Source organism: Nocardioides sp. SYSU D00038, from assembly GCF_016924665.1.
GTDB lineage: Bacteria > Actinomycetota > Actinomycetes > Propionibacteriales > Nocardioidaceae > Nocardioides.
Genome location: NZ_JAFFJT010000036.1, coordinates 1 through 16,139, shown reverse-complemented (window position 1 = coordinate 16,139; position 16,139 = coordinate 1). Strand labels below are relative to the sequence as shown.

Sequence of the window (16,139 nt, the reverse complement as noted above, 5' to 3'; positions counted from 1 at the left end):
ACCTAGACTTCCCGTCGTGGCCATCCAGCCGATCCGCCTGCTCGGCGATCCCGTCCTGCGCACCCGCGCCCGCGAGGTGACCGACTTCGACAAGGAGCTGCGCACCCTCGTCCAGGACCTCACCGACACGATGCTCGCCGCGCCCGGCGCCGGCCTGGCCGCCCCCCAGCTGGGCGTGGGCCTGCGGGTCTTCACGTGGAACGTCGGCGGTGAGCTCGGCCACCTGGTCAACCCCGTGCTGCGGCTGTCGGAGGAGACCCAGCACGGGCCCGAGGGCTGCCTGTCGATCCCCGACCTGACCTTCGACTGCACCCGGGCGCTCTCGGTGGTGGCCACCGGCTTCGACATGCACGGCGAGCCGCTCGTGGTCGAGGGCTCCGAGCTGCTGGCCCGGGCGATCCAGCACGAGACCGACCACCTCGACGGCGTGCTGTTCGTCGACCGGCTCGACGCCGAGGCCCGCAAGGCCGCGATGCGCGAGATCCGGGCCACCGACTGGTTCGCCGCCGAGCAGCCGGTCGTCAAGGTCAGCCCGCACGCGACGTTCGGGACCGGCCGCTGATGCGCGTGGTCTTCGCGGGCACGCCCGAGGTGGCGCTGCCCTCGCTCGACGCCATCGCCGGCTCGCGCCACGAGCTGGTCGGGGTGGTCACCCGCCCCGACGCCCCCGCGGGCCGCGGGCGCCGGCTGGTGCCCAGCCCGGTGGCCCGGCGGGGTGAGGAGCTCGGCGTGCCGGTGCTGCGCCCCGACCACCCCCGCGACCCGGAGTTCCAGGCCGCGCTGCGCGAGCTCGCGCCCGACTGCTGCCCGGTGGTGGCCTACGGCGCACTGCTGCCGCAGTCGGCGCTGGACATCCCGGCGCACGGCTGGGTCAACCTGCACTTCTCGTGCCTGCCCGCCTGGCGCGGCGCCGCCCCGGTGCAGCACGCGCTGTGGGCCGGCGACGAGGTCACCGGCGCTACCACGTTCCGCATCGTCAAGGAGATGGACGCCGGCCCGACGTTCGGGGTGATGACCGAGCGGATCCGCCCCGACGACACCGCCGGCGAACTGCTCGGCCGGCTCGCCGAGGGGGGTGCCGGGCTGCTGGTCGCCACCCTCGACGGCATCGAGGACGGCACGATCGAGGCCCGCCCCCAGCCGGCCGACGGCGTCAGCCTGGCCCCCAAGATCACCGTCGACGACGCCCGGGTCGACTGGACGGAGCCCGCGGTGGGCGTCGACCGACGGATCCGGGCCTGCACCCCGGCGCCCGGTGCCTGGTCGACCCTCGACGCCGAGCGGGTCAAGCTCGGCCCGGTCACCCACACCGACACCGTGCTGGCGCCCGGCGAGGTCGCCACCGGCAAGAACGACGTCCTCGTCGGCACCGGCACCACGGCGGTCCGTCTCGGCGAGGTCAAGGCGTTCGGCAAGAGGCAGATGGCGGCCGCCGACTGGGCGCGCGGCGTCCGGCTCGCCCCCGGCACCCGGTTCGGTGGCTGAGGTCGCCACCCCCATCCGGCTCCGGGTCGCGGTCCGCTACGGTCGGGGCATGACCACCGCAGCCGGTCAGGTCTGCGCGGCGCGTGACGCCGGCGCGACCTGCAGCGGACTGCCCGAGGTGGTGCTCGGGACCTCCTGGGGCGTCCGCCCGACCTCGACCCGTCCCGGGTCCCGCCTCGCCGATGGCTGATCCCCGATCCCGGCCGCCCCGGCGGCCCGAGCCGCTCCGGGTCGACGCCGCCCGGCTGGCCGCCTTCGAGGTGCTCAAGGCGGTGCGGGTCGACCGGGCGTACGCCAACCTCGTGCTGCCCGGCATCCTGCGCGACCACGGGCTGACCGGCCGCGACGCGGCGTTCACGACCGAGCTCACCTCCGGCACCCTGCGCCGGCGCGGCACCTACGACGCGGTCATCGCCGCGTGCACCGACCGGCCGATGGGCCGGGTGGAGGCCAAGGTGCTCGACGCCCTGCGGCTGGGCACCCACCAGCTGCTCTCGATGCGGGTGCCGCCCCACGCGGCGATCTCGACGACCGTCGAGCTGGTGCGGGCCCGGGCCAACCAGGGGGCGGCCGGCTTCGCCAACGCGGTGCTCCGCGCGGTGACCGAGCACGACCTCGACGGCTGGATCGAGCGGGTCGCGCCCGACCCCGTCGCCCGGCCCACCGAGCACCTCGCGATCGCCCACTCCCACCCGGCCTGGGTGGTCGACGAGCTGCGCCAGGCGGTCGGCGACGAGGAGCTACCGGACCTGCTCGCGGCCGACAACGAGCCCCCGCGGGTCACGCTGGTGGCCCGACCGGGCCGCTCCGAGCCGGGTGAGCTTCCCGGCACCCCGACCCGCTTGTCGCCGTACGGCGTGGTGCTGGAGGGTGGCGACCCGGGTGCGGTGCCGGCCGTCGCTGAGGGGCGCGCGGGCGTGCAGGACGAGGGCTCCCAGCTGGTCGCGCTGGCGCTCGCGACCGCCCCGGTGGAGGGGCGCGACGAGCGGTGGCTCGACCTGTGCGCCGGCCCGGGCGGCAAGGCCGCCCTGCTGGCGGCGCTGGCCGCCGGCCGCGGCGCCACGCTGACCGCCAGCGAGCCCCAGCCGCACCGGGCCGGCCTGGTCCGGCGGGCGCTGGCCGGCGCCGACGGCGTCGCGGGCGTGGTCACGGCCGACGGCACCCGGCCGCCGTTCGCACCCGAGTCGTTCGACCGCGTGCTGGTCGACGCCCCCTGCTCGGGGCTGGGCGCGCTGCGTCGTCGTCCCGAGGCGCGCTGGCAGCGCAAGCCCGACGACCTGCTCGGCCTGGTGATGCTCCAACGGGCGCTGATCGGCGCCGCGCTGGACCTGGTCCGTCCCGGCGGCGTCGTGCTCTACGCCACCTGCTCGCCCCTGGTCTCCGAGACGGCGACCGTGGTGACCTCGGTGCTCCAGCAGCGCCCCGACGTCGCCCTCGAGGACGCCTCCGGCCTGCTGCCCGGCCTGACCGACGCCCCCGGCCCCGCCCCGGGCACCCTCCAGCTCTGGCCGCACCGCCACGGCACCGACGCGATGTTCATGGCGCTGCTCCGCAAGGCCGCCCCACCGGGATAGTCCCTGACGAAATGGCCGCCCTGAGGGCCCAGGAGGGGGCCATTTCGTCAGGGACTATCCCCCCCGGAGGGGCCTCAGTCGTCCTCGTCGGCGTCGGCGAGCACGTGCCGCAGGTAGCGGTCGGGGGCGGCGAGGTAGGCGCGCCAGTGGTGCACGAGCTCGAGCCGCTCCCACGACGTGCGCCGGATCCCCCAGTCGCCGAGCTCGAGCACCGTCGCGCCCGGGAGGGAGGCCAGCACGGGGGAGTGGGTCGCGCAGAGCACCTGACCACCCCGCGCCGCGAGCCGGTGCAGGGTCGCCATCAGGCCGAGGGTGGCGGAGAACGACAGCGCGGCCTCGGGCTCGTCGAGGCAGTAGAAGGCGGGCGAGTCGAACTTGGTGCGCAGCACCGCCAGGAACGACTCGCCGTGGCTCATCGCGTGGTAGTCCGGGTCGCTGCCGCCGCCGTGCTCGTCCATGTAGGTGTACCAACCGTGCATGGTCTCGGCGCGCAGGAAGAACCCGCAGCGACCCGACCCCAGCCCGCGCTGGAGCTGCAACCGGTCGCCGAGGGGCGACTCCGTGGCGCGGGTCGTGTGCCGGCCGTGGGTGGAGCCGCCCTCGGGGGAGAGGCCGTAGGCCATCGCGACCGCCTCGACCACGGTGCTCTTGCCCGAGCCGTTCTCGCCGACCAGGAAGGTCACCCCGGCGGGCAGGTCCAGGCCCTCGCGCAGCAGCTGCTCGACGGCCGGCACCGTGCGCGGCCACTCCGCGCGCGGCAACGGCTCGCCACCGGGGGCCGCCGACACGCGCACGACCGGAGGCTGCTCCAGGTCCACCCGCGCCACCCTAGGGTGGGCCCGTGGCCGCCTCGAAGTCCCCGTCCGTCGAGATCGAGGTCGACGACCGTGTGGTCCGGGTCAGCAACCCCGACCGGGTCTACTTCCCGGAGACCGGGGCCACCAAGCGCGACCTGGTCGACTACTACCTCGCCGTCGGGCCCGGCATCGTCAACGCCCTGCGCGAGCGGCCCTGCATGCTGCACCGGTTCCCGAAGGGGCTGGCCGGCGACAAGGTGCACCAGAAGCGCCTGCCGAAGGGCGCACCCGACTGGGTCGAGACGGTCGAGCTGCACTTCCCGCGCTGGAACCGCACCGCCGACGAGCTCTGCGTCACCGAGCTGGCCAGCGTGATCTGGGCGGTGCAGATGTCGACGGTCGAGTTCCACCCCTGGAACAGCCGCCGCGCCGACACCGAGAAGCCCGACGAGTGGCGCATCGACCTCGACCCCGGCGAGGAGTGCGACTACGCGGTGGTCCGCCGGGTCGCCTCCGTCGTCCACGAGGTGCTCGACGAGCTCGGCGCCACCGGCTACCCCAAGACCTCCGGCGGCTCCGGCCTCCACGTCTACGTGCGGGTGCGCCCCGACCACGGTTTCAAGGACGTACGCCGCGCCGCGCTGGCCTTCGCGCGCGAGGTCGAGCGGCGCGCCCCCGACGACGTGACCACCACCTGGTGGCGCAAGGACCGCGACCCGCGCAAGCTGTTCGTCGACTACAACCAGAACGCCCGCGACCACACCATCGCGGCGGCCTACTCCGTGCGCGGCCTGCCCGACGCGCGGGTCTCGACTCCGGTGCGGTGGGACGAGGTCGACGACGCCGACCCCCGCGACTTCACGATCGAGACCGTGCCCGGCCGGTTCGCCGAGCTCGGCGACCTGCACGCCGACATCGACGCCCACCCCTTCGACCTCCGGCCGCTGCTGGAGTGGGCCGAGCGCGACGAGCGCGAGGGCGCCGAGCCCCCGGCCGACCCCGACTGACCGCGCCGACTCGTCGTTACTCGTGCCGAGTAGCGACGACTCGGCGTCAGGCGGCCGCGCGGTGGCGCAGGTCGAGCAGCGGCAGCGCCGGCATCACGACCCCGATCACGAACAGGATCACGACCGCGCCGATGCGCACGTCGTAGACCCCGAGCGAGCCGGCGATGCCGAAGACCCAGGCCACCATCGCGCCGGCCAGGATCGGGCCGCGCTGCTTGGGGTAGCCCAGCCGGCTGACCATGAGGACCCCGACGGCCGCGAGCACCGCCGCGACGATCCACGGGGTCGAGGTGAGAAGGCCGGTGGCGACGGCCAGGCCGGCGGCCAGCGGGGAGGGGAGCCCGGTGAACCGGTGGTCGCCCAGCCGCCCCGAGGAGAAGTCGGCCAGCCGCAGCAGCGCGCCGCCGACGTAGACGATGAAACCGGCGCCGATCGCCAGCCGCTCCCCACCGGTGGCGGTGTGCAGGCCGAGCTGGGCGAGCAGCAGCGCGGGGGCCAGCCCGAAGCTGAGCGCGTCGGCCAGCGAGTCGAGCATCGGGCCGAGGCGGGTGCCGCGCCCGCCGCGGGCCAGCCGGCCGTCGAGGGTGTCGAAGATGGTGCCGATCAGCAGCAGGATCGTCACCGTGCGGATGCCATCGGTGTCCAGGGTGGCGGGGGAGCGCTCGGCGAAGTGGAGCACGACCAGCACCGCCGCCGCACCGCAGGCCGCGTTGGCCAGCGTCATCACGTCGGCGGGCCCGGGGCGTTGGACCCCCAGCAGCCTCATCCGGTCGTCATCCCTGCACCGCCACCACGTCGCGGCCGCCGCGGGGGCGGTCGCCGACGGTGACGACGGGCACGAACCCGTGCGGCAGCAGCAGGTCGACCCGCGACCCGAAGCGGATCAGCCCGATCCGCATCCCCCGCTCCACCTGGGCGCCCACCCCGACGTAGGGGATGATCCGGCGCGCCGCGGCGCCCGAGAACTGGGTCAGGCCGAGCTCACCCCACTCGGTGGCCACGGCCCACTCCATCCGCTCGTTGGCCACGGCGTCGTCGGAGAACGCCAGCTTCTTGGCGCCGGGGATGTGGTCGCGACGGGTCACGACGCCGCTCAGCGGCATCCGGGAGACATGCACGTTGTAGAGACCGAGGTACTGCGAGACGAACCAGCGCCCGTCCTCGCGCTGCGCCACCTCGCGGATCCGCCCGTCGGCCGCGGCGAGGACGCCGTCGCCGCGCGGGTGCCGCTCGGGGTCGCGGAAGAACGCCGAGACCGCGGCGGCGACGAGCACGGCGAGCAGCCGCGGGCCGCGGGGTCGCAGCAGCAGCGCGGGGAGCCAGGAGAGCGCGATCCACCACGGGGTGCCGCGAGCCGGACGAACAGACATGACGAGGAAGTCTCGCACGAGGGGGCCTAGGATCGGCCTTCGTGGGCATCCAGATCACCCCCAGCATCCTCAACGCCGACTTCGCCGACCTCGGTCGCGAGGTCGCGCGGATCGGGAGCGCCGACTGGGTGCACGTCGACGTGATGGACAACCACTTCGTCCCCAACCTCACCTTCGGGCCCACGATGGTCGAGGCGCTGGCCCGCAGCACCGACCTGCCGCTCGACGTCCACCTGATGATCGACGACCCCGACCGGCACGCCCCGGCGTACGTCGAGGCCGGGGCCGGCTCGGTCACCTTCCACGTCGAGGCCGCGGCCGCGCCGGTGCGGCTGGCCCGCGAGATCCGGTCGGCGGGCGCCCGGGCGTCGATGGCGCTGCGTCCCGCCACCCCGGTGGACCCGTACGCCGACCTGCTGCCCGAGCTCGACATGCTGCTGGTGATGACGGTAGAGCCGGGCTTCGGCGGCCAGCGCTTCCTCGACCTGTGCCTGCCCAAGATCCGCCGGGCCCGCGATCTCATCGGTCGCTCCGGCGGGCAGACCTGGCTCCAGGTGGACGGCGGCGTGAGCCTGGAGACCATCGAGCGGTGCGCCGAGGCCGGCGCCGACGTCTTCGTCGCGGGTTCCGCGGTCTACACCGCCGACGACCCCGACGCCATGGTCGCGAGCCTCCGGGCCGCCGCCGAGGCCGCGGCCGGCTAGCAGGTGTTCCTCGACCGGCGCGACCTGGCCGGCCCCTTCGACCTCGTGGGCGACGTCCACGGCTGCGCCGGTGAGCTGCGCGACCTCCTCGTCCGGCTCGGCTGGCGGCTGGTGCACGACGTGCGCGGCCGGGCCACCGGTGCCGACCACCCCGAGGGCCGGACGGCCGTCTTCGTCGGCGACCTGGTCGACCGCGGGCCCGACACCCCCGGCGTGCTCCGGCTGGTGATGGGCATGGTCGCGGCCGGCACCGCGCTGTGCGTCACCGGCAACCACGAGGCCAAGCTGGTCCGTGCCCTGCGCGGCGCCCACGTGCAGGTCCGCCACGGGCTGGCCGAGTCGCTGGCCCAGCTCGCGGCCGAGCCGGAGCTGCGCGACGCCGTCGTCGAGTTCGCCGAGGGGCTGCCCGACCACCTCCTGCTCGACGGCGGTGACCTCGTGGTGGCCCATGCCGGGCTGCGCGAGGAGCTGCAGGGCGTCGACAGCCCCCGGGCCCGGGCCTTCGCGCTCTACGGGCAGCCGACCGGCCGCACCGACGAGCGCGGCCTGCCGGTGCGCCACGACTGGGCCCGGGACTACCGCGGCGAGGCCACCGTCGTCTACGGCCACACGCCCGTGGCCAGCGCCGAGTGGGTCAACAACACCGTCTGCCTCGACACCGGCGCGGTGTTCGGCGGCCGCCTGACGGCGCTGCGCTGGCCCGAGCGGGAGCTCGTCGACGTGCCGGCGCGGCGGGTCTGGTACGCCCGGCCCTGAGCCTCGGCGGGACGTGTGGCCGGGGTCACGGCGCCGGGCGGGGCGCCTGTGGCAGACTCGCCGCGACGAGTGCAACATGCTCGCGTGCTCTGGGGTCGGTGTAATTCCGAGCCGGCGGTGAAAGTCCGCGACCCGGTCGCAGCCAGCGACCGGTTGACCAGGTGGAACTCCTGGACCGACGGTGAAAGTCCGGATGGGAAGCGCACGCAGGCGACCGTCGACGCACGTGGTGCGTCGGCTCGCCGTCCGCCCCGGAGTCCGCGACCGGACCGGAAGTGCGGACGATGACCACCAGCGGGGCCCAGACCGGGGCGGCGCCCGAGCGCGAGATCGTCGCGATGCGGCGCGCCCTCGAGCTGGCCGCGAGCCCGGGTGTGCCCTGGGGCCCCAACCCACGGGTCGGCTGCGTGCTGCTCGACGACACCGGCGCCACCGTCGCCGAGGGCCACCACCGCGGCGCGGGCACCGCGCACGCCGAGGCCGACGCCCTGGCCCGGGCCGGCGAGCGGGCGCGCGGCACCACCGCGGTGGTGACGCTCGAGCCGTGCAACCACACCGGCCGCACCGGGCCCTGCGCCGAGGCGCTGGTCGCCGCCGGCGTGCGTCGGGTGGTCTTCGCGCAGGCCGACCCCAACCCCGTGGCCGCCGGCGGCGCCGAGCGCCTCCGCGCGGCCGGTGTCGACGTCGCGGGCGGGTTGCTGGCCGAGGAGGCCACCGACCTCAACCGGGTCTGGACCCTCGCGGTCACCCGCGGCCGCCCGTTCGTCACCTGGAAGCTCGCCACCACGCTCGACGGACGCAGCGCCGCCGCCGACGGCACCAGCCGCTGGGTGAGCTCGCGGGCGGCCCGGCTCGACACCCACCTGCTCCGGGCCCGCTGCGACGTGATGCTGGTCGGCACCGGCACGGTGGCCGTCGACGACCCCCTGCTCACCGTGCGCGACGCCGACGACCGGCCACTGCCCGTGCAGCCGCTGCGCGTGGTGATGGGCGAGCGTGAGCTCGCGCCGGGACGCCGGTTCTTCGCCGCGGAGGGCGAGTGGCTGCACCTGCGCACCCGCGACCCGCACGAGGCGCTGCGCGAGCTGGCCGGGCGCGAGCGGCGGCACGTGCTGCTGGAGGGCGGCCCGACGCTCGCCGCGGCGTTCGTGCGCGCCGGGCTGGTCGACGAGGTGGTCGCCTACGTCGCCCCCGTGCTGCTCGGCGCCGGCCTGTCGGCCGTCGGCGAGCTCGGAATCACCACGATCACCGAGGCGTTGCGTCCCACGGTCACCGACGTGACCGTGCTGCCCGGCCTCGACGGCGAGCAGCCCAACGTGCGGCTGACCATGAACCCCCAGGAGGAGCGCTGATGTTCACCGGAATCGTCGAGGAGCTCGGCACCGTCGCGGCGGTCCAGGACCAGGGCGACGCCATCCGGCTCACCATCCGGGCCACCACGGTGCTCGAGGACGCCGGGCTCGGCGACTCGATCTCGGTCAACGGCTGCTGCCTGACCGTGGCTGAGCGCAACGGCGACACCTGGACCGCCGACGTGATGCAGGAGACGCTCGACAAGACCAGCCTGCGCGGGGTCGCCGCCGGCGACCGGGTCAACCTCGAGCGCGCCGTCACCGCCGACAAGCGGCTGGGCGGCCACATCGTCCAGGGGCACGTCGACGCCGTCGGCACCATCGCCGGCCGCACCCCCAGCGAGCACTGGGAGGTCGTGGAGGTGGCGATGCCGCCCGAGCTGGGCCGCTACCTGGTCGACAAGGGCTCGATCACCGTCGACGGCGTCAGCCTGACGGTCGTGAGCGCGGGCGAGTCGTCCTTCACGGTGAGCCTGATCCCCGAGACGCTGGCCCGCACCACCCTCGGCACCCGGGCCCCCGGCGACCGGGTCAACCTCGAGGTCGACGTGCTGGCCAAGCACGTCGAGAAGCTGCTGGCGCACCGGCTCGCTACCGGGCCGACGGCTGCGGTGGGGGAGCGGGCCTGATGCTCGACTGGCTCCTCCACGGCACCATCGCGGTCGGCGACGGCCAGCTCGCGGTGCGCGAGGTCGTGGGCAACCTGTTCGGTCTGGCCAGCGCCCTGTTCGGGATGCGGCGGCTGGCCTGGGCCTGGCCGGTCGGGCTGGTCGGCAACGCGCTGCTGTTCACGGTCTTCGTGAGCGGCGAGCTGAGCGGCGCCACCACCGAGCCGCTGTGGGGCCAGGCCGGGCGCCAGGTGATGTTCGCGCTCGCCAGCATCTACGGCTGGTGGCGCTGGACCCGCCGGGCCCCGGACGCCGAGGGGCACGCGGTCACGCCCCGCTGGGCCACCGGACGCGAGCGGCTGGCGATCCTCGCGCTCGCCGCGGTCGGCTACGGCGCGGCGTACGCGCTGCTGCTGCAGATCGGGTCGTGGGGCCCCACCACCGAGGCCTGGATCCTCGCCGGCTCGCTGCTCGCGACCTACGGCATGGCCCGGGGCTGGGTGGAGTTCTGGCTGGTCTGGATCGCCGTCGACGTCGTCGGGGTGACCACGCTGGTGCGGGCGGGCTACTACCCGACGGCCGGTATGTACCTCTTCTACGGCGCGTTCTGCGTCGTCGGCTTCCTCACCTGGTGGCGCGTCGAGCGACGCACCTCCGACCGCACCGGCCCGCCGGTCGTGGTCACCTCACAGCAAGGAGCAGTGGCATGAGCGAGCGGATCCGCCTCGACAGCGTCGAGCGCGCGGTCGCCGACATCGCGGCCGGCCGGGCGGTCGTGGTCGTCGACGACGAGGACCGCGAGAACGAGGGCGACATCATCTTCGCGGCCAGCAAGGCCACGCCGGAGCTGATGGCGTTCACGATCCGGCACAGCTCCGGGGTGATCTGCGTGCCGATGCCGGCCGAGATGCTCGACCGCCTCGAGATCCCGCTGATGACGCCCCACAACAAGGACAAGCTGCGCACGGCGTACACGATCTCGGTCGACGCGCGCGACGGCGTCAGCACCGGCATCTCGGCCGCCGACCGGGCCCACACCGCCCGGGTGCTGGCCGACTCCGCGACCGAGCCGTGGGAGATCACCCGGCCCGGGCACGTGTTCCCGCTGCGCTACCGCGAGGGCGGCGTGCTGGTGCGCCGCGGCCACACCGAGGCGGCCGTCGACCTGGCCCGGATGGCCGGGCTCACGCCTGCCGGCGTGCTGGTCGAGGTGGTCAACGACGACGGGACGATGAAGCGCGGACCCGAGCTGCGGGCGTTCGCCGACGAGCACGGCCTGGCGATGATCTCGATCGACGACCTGGTCCGCTACCGGCGCCGCACCGAGAACCTGGTCGAGCGGGTCGCCGAGACCCGGCTGCCGACTCGCCACGGCGACTTCACCGCCTACGGCTACCGGATCACCGTCGACGGCTCCGAGCACATCGCGCTCGTGCACGGCGACGTCAGCGGCCCCGAGCCGGTGCTCACCCGGGTGCACTCCGAGTGCCTCACCGGCGACGTCTTCGGCAGCCACCGCTGCGACTGCGGACCCCAGCTCGACGAGGCGCTCGACCTGGTGGTCAAGGAGGGCCGCGGCGTGGTGGTCTACCTGCGCGGCCACGAGGGCCGGGGGATCGGCCTGGTCGCCAAGCTGCAGGCCTACCAGCTCCAGGACGGCGGCCGCGACACCGTCGACGCCAACCTCGACCTCGGCCTGCCCGCCGACGCCCGTCACTACGGCACGGCGACCCAGGTGCTGCGCGACCTGGGCATCGGCAGCGTCCGGCTGCTGACCAACAACCCCGACAAGGTGGCCAACCTCGAGGACTTCGGGGTGCCGGTCGCCGAGCGGGTGCCGCTGACGCCGCACCCCAACGACCACAACCTGGCCTACCTCCTCACCAAGCGCGACCGGATGGGCCACCACCTGCCCGACCTGACGACCACCTCCACGGAAGGAGCCGGCCAGTGAGCGGCGCCGGAGCACCCACCCAGCAGCCCGTCGACTGCCACGACCTGCGGGTCGCGGTGGTCGCAGCCAGCTGGCACACCCAGGTGATGGACGGCCTGCTCGCCGGCGCCGCCCGGGCCTGCGACGACTACCAGGTCGAGGCGCCGGTGGTCGTCCGGGTCCCCGGCACCTTCGAGCTCCCGGTGGTCGCGGGCGCGCTCGCGGCCCAGGGCTACGACGCCGTGGTGGCCCTCGGCGTGGTCATCCGCGGCGGCACCCCCCACTTCGAGTACGTCTGCAACGCCGCCACCGACGGGCTCGGCCGGGTCGCGCTCGACCACCAGGTCGCGGTGGGCTTCGGCGTGCTGACCTGCGACACCGAGGAGCAGGCGCTCGACCGGGCCGGCCTCGAGGGATCGCACGAGGACAAGGGCTACGAGGCGACGTCCGCGGCCCTGCTCACCGCCCAGACGCTCAAGCGGGTCCGGCGCGGCTACGAGGCCTGAGACCCGCGCCGGGTGGGCGCCGCGCACGCCGTAGGCTTGCCGACCGTGAAGACGTTCGACGAGCTCTGGGCCGAGCTGTCCGAGAAGGCGCGGACCCGACCCGACGGCTCGGGCACCGTGCGTGCCCTCGACGCCGGGGTCCATGCGATCGGCAAGAAGCTGGTCGAGGAGGCCGCGGAGTCCTGGATGGCGGCCGAGCACGAGGGCGCCGAGCGGGCGGCCGAGGAGATCAGCCAGCTGCTCTACCACGCCCAGGTGCTCATGCTGGCCTCCGGCATCGAGCTCGACGACGTCTACGCCCACCTCTGAGAGCGCTGCCGATGACCACCCAGTCCCACCCCGGCACCGGTCCCGACGACCAGCCGCTGCTGCGGGTCGCGGTGCCCAACAAGGGCGCGCTGTCCGTGGCCGCGACCGAGATCCTGCGCGAGTCCGGCTACCGCCAGCGCGACGACACCAAGCAGCTGACGCTGGTCGACGCCGAGAACGGCGTGGAGTTCTTCTACCTGCGTCCGCGCGACATCGCGCTCTACGTCGGCGAGGGCACCCTCGACGTCGGCATCACCGGGCGCGACCTGCTGCGCGACTCCGGCGCCAAGGCCGACGAGGTGCTGCCGCTGGGCTTCGGCCGCAGCCGGTTCCGGTTCGCCGGGCCCGCCGGTCGCTACTCCGACCTCAGCGAGCTGGCCGGCACCCGGATCGCGACGTCGTACGTCGGGGTGGTGCGCTCGTTCCTGGAGGAGCGCGGCCTCGAGGCCGAGGTGGTGCGCCTCGACGGCGCCGTCGAGACCAGCATCCAGCTCGGGGTCGCCGACGTGATCGCCGACGTCGTCGAGACCGGCTCGACGCTGCGCGCCGCCGGGCTGGAGACCTTCGGCGACACGCTGCTGGAGTCGGAGGCGGTGCTGGTCACCCGGGCCGGCGCGGTGCCGAGCGGGTTCGGGGTGTTCCGGCGGCGGGTCGAGGGCGTCCTGGTCGCCCGCAGCTACGTGATGATGGACTACGACATCGAGCAGTCCCGCCTCGACGAGGCGGTCGCGCTCACCCCCGGCCTAGAGGGGCCGACGATCGCCCCGCTGCACCGCGAGGGCTGGGTGGCGGTGCGGGCGATGGTGCGCCGCGACGGCGCCCAGCGGCTGATGGACCGGCTCTACGACCTCGGTGCCCGCGGCATCCTGCTGACCGACATCCATGCCTGCCGCATCTGAGCCGGGCGTCCCCGCGCTCCCGCACACCTGGCGTCCGGTCGGGGTGCGGGTGGTCGGCATCGCGCTCGGCCTCGCCCTCGTGGTCATCTGCGCCGCGGCCTGGTTCACCTTCGACGCCGAGACCCGGGCCCGGTTCACGTTCCTGCAGCGGGCCACCCTGGTCGGGATCGGCGTCCTCGCGTTCGGCGTCATGCACGCGCTCACCCGCTCGCGGGTGGTCGCGACCCGGGAGCGGCTGGTCGTGGTCAACGGCTACCGCCGCCGCGAGCTCGAGTGGGCCCAGGTCGTCGGGGTCCACCTGCCCGCGGGCGCGCCCTGGGTGACCCTCGACCTCGCCGACGGGTCGACGCTGCCGGCGATGGGGATCCAGGGCTCCGACGGCGGCTCGGCGCGCCGCGCCGCCCGCCAGCTGCGGGCGCTGGTCGACGCCCCGCCGGCCCCGCCGGCCCCGCCGGCCTAGGGCGCCTCACCGCCGCGGCGCGACCGGACCACGGGCGCGGTCGAGCCGGTGCCGTCGACGACGACGTCGGCGCGCTGCTCGGTGTGGTCGCGGGCGAACAGCGCGCGCTCGTCGACCATCCACCGCCGCCAGTGCGGCTCGGCGGCGGCGCCGTCGCGGGCCAGGCCGCGCGCGAGGCGGAGGTCGTCGTCGACCGAGACCCACACCAGCACGGTCACCAGGTCGGCGATCGCCGGCGAGCCGCTGCCGACGCCCTCGACCACCAGCCACGGCGTCAGCGGCACCGGCACCGGGTCGGCGAAGGCGTAGGCGTGCCAGTCGAAGGCGCGGTAGCTGCCGGGCCGACCCTCCGCCAGCGGGCGCACGGCCGAGGCCAGCTGGTCGCCGGAGTCGAACAGTCCCTCCCAGCCCTCGATCAGCTCGTCGACGTGCACGACGTGGCCGCCGGTCAGCCCGGCGACGGCGGCGGCCAGCGTGGTCTTGCCCGAGCCGGCCGGCCCGTCGACGCAGACCAGCCGGCCGTCGGGACCGAGGGTGGGCGGTCGCGAGCGGGCCAGGTCGACGACCGCCTCGGCCGCGCGCACCGCCTCAGAAGGCGAGGCCATGGCCCCGGTAGGTCGGCACGTGGTCGACGAGGGCGTCGCCCGCCAGGAGGTGGGCGGTGGTGGTGTGCTCGAACAGCTCGCCGGACTTGGCGTGGCGGAACCAGACCAGGTCGCCCACCGCGAGCCCGGACGCCGGGGCGCCGGTCAGCGGGGTCTGCACCTCACCGGCGCCCTCCAGCGCGGTGAGGGCGAGGCCGGCCGGGGCCCACGGCGCCGGCAGCCGGTCCGGGCCCGCCGCGCCGGAGGCGACCAGCCCGCCGCCGTGCACCGTGGCGACGTCGGGGGAGGGTCGGCGGGTGACCGGCAGCCCGAAGAACGCGGCCGGTCGGGGCCGGAAGGACCGGTAGTGGTCGAACAGGGTCGGGACCAGCAGCCCGCTGCCGGCGGCCACCTCGGTGACGACCGGGTCGGCGACCGTGTGCTGCACCGAGCCGGAGCCCCCGGCGTTCCAGAACTCCAGGTCGACCAGCCGCGACAGCTCCTCGGCGATCCGGCCGCGCCGTTCCTCGAGCTGGCGCAGCGACAGCGCCTTGATCCGTCGTACGACGGCGGAGCGGGCCCGCTGGGAGGGCACGTCGTCGGGTACGCCGGCGACCTGGCCCTCGTAGGTCATCACGCCCACCAGGCGGAACCCGGGTCGGCCGAGCACCTCGCGAGCCAGCGCGAGCACGTCGTCGACGTCCTGCAGGGGCGAGCGCTTGGGGCCCAGGTGCTGGCCGGCCAGCCGCAGGCCGGCGTCGACGTCGACCGCCACCCGCACCGGCTCGTCGCCGACCCGGGCCCGTTCGACCACGTCGAGGTGGGCGACCTCGTCGACCATGATCGTCACGCGCGCGGCGGCGTCGGGCTCGCTGGTCAGGCGTCCCAGCGCGGCGGCGTCGACGGTGGGGTAGGCCACCACCACGTCGTCGCTCACGCCCTGCTCCTGCAGCCACAGCGCCTCGGCCAGCGTGTAGGCGAGGACGCCCGTGAAGCCGTCGCGGGCGAGCACCCGCTCGAGGAGGTCGGGCACCCGCACCGACTTCGAGGCCACCCGGATCGGCGTGCCGGCCGCGCGGCGCAGCAGGTCGTCGGCGTTGGCGTCGAACGCGTCGAGGTCGACGACGACCACAGGGGTCGGCAGCGGCCCGGGCGCGGCCCGCACCGCGGCGGTCAGCCGCTGCGCGAGCTCATCACGGGCGGCGTCGCTCGTCGGGTCGCTCGCCGGGTCGGGGCGAGGGCTCACCTGATGCCCCGCTTGCGCAGCAGCGCCTCGATCTCGTCGAGCTCGGCGTCGCCGACGGCGGGCACGGCACGACCGCCCCGCCGGCGGAGCGGTACCCCTCGCGGCTCCTGGCGCGCGGGGGTGGCACGTCGCTCGAGCAGCCGGCCGACGACGTACGTCGCGGCGCCGGCCGCGCCCAGCAGCACGCCGACCCAGACCGAGGGGCTGAGCACCAGCCCGGAGGCCCAGTCGGCGACGTCGGAGCCGACCTCGCCGACCAGCTGGAGGGTCTGGGTGAGATAGGCGGCCAGCGGCAGCGCGGTCAGGCCCGCCCGGCGGACCGCGGCGGCCCGGCCCCGGGTGCGCACGGCGTGCCACGTCGCGAGTCCGCCGGCGACGGTGAGCGTGAGCGCGAACGCCAGCCAGGTCACGTCGTCCACGGCGTCTCCACGGGTCCAGCGTCCCACACCACCGTGACGCGGGACGGGGGGGGGGGGGGCCCCCCCCCCCCCCCCCCCCCCCCGCGCGGGCGCCCCCCCCCCCCCCCCCGCGGCCCCCCCCCCCCCCCCC

General features: G+C 75.3%; 21 protein-coding genes and 1 riboswitch. Of the genes, 15 read left to right on the top strand and 6 right to left on the bottom strand.

All coding sequences use genetic code 11. From position 1 onward, the window contains the following. Positions 1-16: 16 nt before the first annotated feature. Genes def through JT721_RS19925 form a run of 4 tightly spaced genes read left to right on the top strand, consistent with a single transcriptional unit; the run spans position 17 to position 3,059 of the window. Positions 17-562, top strand: a complete 546-nt coding sequence (def, locus tag JT721_RS19940) for a peptide deformylase (protein WP_205475181.1) — start codon at positions 17-19, stop codon at positions 560-562. Continuing rightward, positions 562-1,485 (top strand): methionyl-tRNA formyltransferase, encoded by a 924-nt coding sequence (gene fmt / locus JT721_RS19935; protein WP_205475180.1) that lies wholly within the window; start codon positions 562-564, stop codon positions 1,483-1,485. The genes def and fmt overlap by 1 nt, the downstream gene beginning before the upstream one ends. A gap of 49 nt (positions 1,486-1,534) precedes the next feature. Continuing rightward, positions 1,535-1,675, top strand: coding sequence for a hypothetical protein (locus JT721_RS19930; RefSeq protein ID WP_205475179.1), 141 nt, complete (start codon positions 1,535-1,537; stop codon positions 1,673-1,675). After that, positions 1,668-3,059 (top strand): RsmB/NOP family class I SAM-dependent RNA methyltransferase, encoded by a 1,392-nt coding sequence (locus tag JT721_RS19925; protein WP_205475178.1) that lies wholly within the window; start codon positions 1,668-1,670, stop codon positions 3,057-3,059. The genes JT721_RS19930 and JT721_RS19925 overlap by 8 nt, the downstream gene beginning before the upstream one ends. Positions 3,060-3,133: 74 nt before the next feature. On the opposite strand, the gene JT721_RS19920 is transcribed toward JT721_RS19925, so the two are convergent. Further along, positions 3,134-3,877 carry an AAA family ATPase gene (locus JT721_RS19920; protein WP_205475177.1) on the bottom strand — a complete coding sequence of 248 codons (744 nt, stop codon included), beginning with the start codon at positions 3,875-3,877 and terminating at the stop codon, positions 3,134-3,136. Between the two features lie 23 nt (positions 3,878-3,900). On the opposite strand from JT721_RS19920, the gene ligD reads away from it, so the two are divergent. After that, positions 3,901-4,863: a non-homologous end-joining DNA ligase gene (gene ligD, locus JT721_RS19915; RefSeq protein ID WP_205475176.1), complete on the top strand. Its 963-nt coding sequence runs from the start codon at positions 3,901-3,903 to the stop codon at positions 4,861-4,863. A gap of 46 nt (positions 4,864-4,909) precedes the next feature. Here ligD and JT721_RS19910 read toward each other — a convergent pair whose 3' ends face one another. Both JT721_RS19910 and JT721_RS19905 read right to left on the bottom strand, forming a co-directional pair. Next, positions 4,910-5,629 carry a CDP-alcohol phosphatidyltransferase family protein gene (locus JT721_RS19910; RefSeq protein WP_205475175.1) on the bottom strand — a complete coding sequence of 240 codons (720 nt, stop codon included), beginning with the start codon at positions 5,627-5,629 and terminating at the stop codon, positions 4,910-4,912. 7 nt (positions 5,630-5,636) lie between these two features. Continuing rightward, complete coding sequence (locus JT721_RS19905) at positions 5,637-6,233, bottom strand: phosphatidylserine decarboxylase (RefSeq protein WP_205475174.1); 597 nt, start codon at positions 6,231-6,233, stop codon at positions 5,637-5,639. A gap of 41 nt (positions 6,234-6,274) precedes the next feature. Between JT721_RS19905 and rpe the strand changes: the two genes are divergently transcribed. The 10 genes from rpe (at position 6,275) to JT721_RS19855 (ending at position 13,760) form a co-directional block, all read left to right on the top strand. Further along, positions 6,275-6,937, top strand: a complete 663-nt coding sequence (gene rpe, locus JT721_RS19900; RefSeq protein ID WP_205475173.1) for a ribulose-phosphate 3-epimerase — start codon at positions 6,275-6,277, stop codon at positions 6,935-6,937. Between the two features lie 3 nt (positions 6,938-6,940). Then, positions 6,941-7,693 carry a metallophosphoesterase gene (locus JT721_RS19895; RefSeq protein WP_205475172.1) on the top strand — a complete coding sequence of 251 codons (753 nt, stop codon included), beginning with the start codon at positions 6,941-6,943 and terminating at the stop codon, positions 7,691-7,693. An 80-nt stretch (positions 7,694-7,773) separates the two neighbouring features. After that, positions 7,774-7,903, top strand: a riboswitch (FMN riboswitch). A 74-nt stretch (positions 7,904-7,977) separates the two neighbouring features. After that, the gene (ribD, locus tag JT721_RS19890) at positions 7,978-9,045 is read left to right on the top strand and encodes a bifunctional diaminohydroxyphosphoribosylaminopyrimidine deaminase/5-amino-6-(5-phosphoribosylamino)uracil reductase RibD (protein WP_240341149.1); all 1,068 of its coding nucleotides are present in this window, start codon (positions 7,978-7,980) and stop codon (positions 9,043-9,045) included. After that, positions 9,045-9,674, top strand: a complete 630-nt coding sequence (locus JT721_RS19885; protein WP_205475171.1) for a riboflavin synthase — start codon at positions 9,045-9,047, stop codon at positions 9,672-9,674. The genes ribD and JT721_RS19885 overlap by 1 nt, the downstream gene beginning before the upstream one ends. Then, positions 9,674-10,363, top strand: coding sequence for a nicotinamide riboside transporter PnuC (gene pnuC, locus JT721_RS19880; protein WP_205475170.1), 690 nt, complete (start codon positions 9,674-9,676; stop codon positions 10,361-10,363). Before JT721_RS19885 ends, pnuC begins: the two co-directional genes overlap by 1 nt. Further along, complete coding sequence (locus JT721_RS19875; protein WP_205475169.1) at positions 10,360-11,607, top strand: bifunctional 3,4-dihydroxy-2-butanone-4-phosphate synthase/GTP cyclohydrolase II; 1,248 nt, start codon at positions 10,360-10,362, stop codon at positions 11,605-11,607. The genes pnuC and JT721_RS19875 overlap by 4 nt, the downstream gene beginning before the upstream one ends. Beyond that, positions 11,604-12,092, top strand: coding sequence for a 6,7-dimethyl-8-ribityllumazine synthase (gene ribH, locus JT721_RS19870; protein ID WP_205475168.1), 489 nt, complete (start codon positions 11,604-11,606; stop codon positions 12,090-12,092). Before JT721_RS19875 ends, ribH begins: the two co-directional genes overlap by 4 nt. A 45-nt stretch (positions 12,093-12,137) precedes the next feature. Continuing rightward, positions 12,138-12,401, top strand: a complete 264-nt coding sequence (locus JT721_RS19865; protein WP_205475167.1) for a phosphoribosyl-ATP diphosphatase — start codon at positions 12,138-12,140, stop codon at positions 12,399-12,401. An 11-nt stretch (positions 12,402-12,412) separates the two neighbouring features. Continuing rightward, entirely contained in the window at positions 12,413-13,300 is an 888-nt protein-coding gene (hisG, locus tag JT721_RS19860; protein WP_205475166.1) for an ATP phosphoribosyltransferase, read from the top strand. After that, positions 13,284-13,760, top strand: coding sequence for a PH domain-containing protein (locus JT721_RS19855; protein WP_205475165.1), 477 nt, complete (start codon positions 13,284-13,286; stop codon positions 13,758-13,760). The genes hisG and JT721_RS19855 overlap by 17 nt, the downstream gene beginning before the upstream one ends. Here JT721_RS19855 and JT721_RS19850 read toward each other — a convergent pair. From JT721_RS19850 to JT721_RS19840, 3 genes are read right to left on the bottom strand one after another with little or no spacing between them, the layout of a single operon-like run. After that, positions 13,757-14,365 carry a uridine kinase gene (locus JT721_RS19850; RefSeq protein WP_205475164.1) on the bottom strand — a complete coding sequence of 203 codons (609 nt, stop codon included), beginning with the start codon at positions 14,363-14,365 and terminating at the stop codon, positions 13,757-13,759. The two genes, JT721_RS19855 and JT721_RS19850, sit on opposite strands and share 4 nt — an antisense overlap. Continuing rightward, complete coding sequence (locus tag JT721_RS19845; protein ID WP_307828171.1) at positions 14,349-15,590, bottom strand: amino acid deaminase/aldolase; 1,242 nt, start codon at positions 15,588-15,590, stop codon at positions 14,349-14,351. The genes JT721_RS19850 and JT721_RS19845 overlap by 17 nt, the downstream gene beginning before the upstream one ends. Next, positions 15,587-16,009, bottom strand: coding sequence for a hypothetical protein (locus tag JT721_RS19840; RefSeq protein WP_205475163.1), 423 nt, complete (start codon positions 16,007-16,009; stop codon positions 15,587-15,589). Before JT721_RS19840 ends, JT721_RS19845 begins: the two co-directional genes overlap by 4 nt. Positions 16,010-16,139: the final 130 nt, after the last annotated feature.

Coding starts and splice junctions, on each gene's coding strand:
- JT721_RS19850 (WP_205475164.1), bottom strand. CDS start 14,365: ATGGCCTCGCCTTCTGAGGCGGTGCGCGCGGCCGAGGCGGTCGTCGAC.
- ribD (WP_240341149.1), top strand. CDS start 7,978: ATGACCACCAGCGGGGCCCAGACCGGGGCGGCGCCCGAGCGCGAGATC.
- JT721_RS19925 (WP_205475178.1), top strand. CDS start 1,668: ATGGCTGATCCCCGATCCCGGCCGCCCCGGCGGCCCGAGCCGCTCCGG.
- JT721_RS19875 (WP_205475169.1), top strand. CDS start 10,360: ATGAGCGAGCGGATCCGCCTCGACAGCGTCGAGCGCGCGGTCGCCGAC.
- fmt (WP_205475180.1), top strand. CDS start 562: ATGCGCGTGGTCTTCGCGGGCACGCCCGAGGTGGCGCTGCCCTCGCTC.
- hisG (WP_205475166.1), top strand. CDS start 12,413: ATGACCACCCAGTCCCACCCCGGCACCGGTCCCGACGACCAGCCGCTG.
- JT721_RS19905 (WP_205475174.1), bottom strand. CDS start 6,233: ATGTCTGTTCGTCCGGCTCGCGGCACCCCGTGGTGGATCGCGCTCTCC.
- pnuC (WP_205475170.1), top strand. CDS start 9,674: ATGCTCGACTGGCTCCTCCACGGCACCATCGCGGTCGGCGACGGCCAG.
- JT721_RS19855 (WP_205475165.1), top strand. CDS start 13,284: ATGCCTGCCGCATCTGAGCCGGGCGTCCCCGCGCTCCCGCACACCTGG.
- JT721_RS19885 (WP_205475171.1), top strand. CDS start 9,045: ATGTTCACCGGAATCGTCGAGGAGCTCGGCACCGTCGCGGCGGTCCAG.
- JT721_RS19930 (WP_205475179.1), top strand. CDS start 1,535: ATGACCACCGCAGCCGGTCAGGTCTGCGCGGCGCGTGACGCCGGCGCG.
- JT721_RS19910 (WP_205475175.1), bottom strand. CDS start 5,629: ATGAGGCTGCTGGGGGTCCAACGCCCCGGGCCCGCCGACGTGATGACG.